Below are 780 nucleotides of genomic sequence, written 5' to 3' on the forward strand. Positions count from 1 at the left end.
AAACACAACTGAATAGTGATGTGATTAGGGCATTTAAAACTGAGTATCCATGTGGACCTCACTCTGACATATCGGATATTGTTCATGATGAGGTCGAGTTTTATGCCCACTGTGTGACGAGATGGGGAGTAAAAATGAATCTGTGGACTAAAGTTGGCAAGAGTACAGAGCTTGGAGATGTTTCTAAAATTCTATTTAGAGATTCAAGAGATTATGGTGCGAAAGTAGGAGAGGAAACAATAAAAATATCTCAAAACTGGTATGTATGGCAAATTAATGATGATCAATTTACATATGTTGGAAAGCTAGAGGGAGAAAACCGTAAAGCTGAAATCGGTGTGGTTATTAACCCTCATGCGATCGTGACCCGTATAAAAACAGGAGATTACGATTTTGTATATCCACAATTTGAATAGATCTTTTCTTAAGTTCGAGTTCAAACGTTTAATAATAAAAAAATTACGATTCAATCCACCGATTTGACCTAACGGGTTGATATGAAGCCACAAAGCCCGAATCTGTAATTTGAGCTTCTAGATCCACCTAGAATTGATTTTGAACTCTCTTAAAAAGATAAAATTGACACACTTATTTTCGCTCATCCATCAAAAGACGAACAGCTAAGACCGATAAAACAGTTCCCATCATCCACTTTTGAATTTGTGCCCAAATCGGCTTGCGGTTCATCAAGGCTGCTAATGAGCCAGCAGAGTAGACAATCAATACATTCACAAAAACACTGACTACAATTTGAATTAGGCCTAAAGTCATCGACTGTAC

Annotated in this window: 1 protein-coding gene and 1 pseudogene; one reads left to right on the plus strand and one right to left on the minus strand. The window is 37.2% G+C overall.

All coding sequences use genetic code 11. The features are described 5' to 3' along the window. On the plus strand, nucleotides 1-416 hold a 416-nt coding region (locus tag RR876_RS16825), incomplete at its 5' end, for a hypothetical protein (protein WP_332637169.1). 172 nt (nucleotides 417-588) lie between these two features. Here the strand turns inward: RR876_RS16825 and RR876_RS16830 are convergent. Continuing rightward, nucleotides 589-780: pseudogene (locus RR876_RS16830) on the minus strand (LysE family translocator); the annotation flags it as partial.

Origin of the sequence: Acinetobacter sp. (genome assembly GCF_036666595.1) — a bacterium.
Lineage (GTDB): Bacteria > Pseudomonadota > Gammaproteobacteria > Pseudomonadales > Moraxellaceae > Acinetobacter.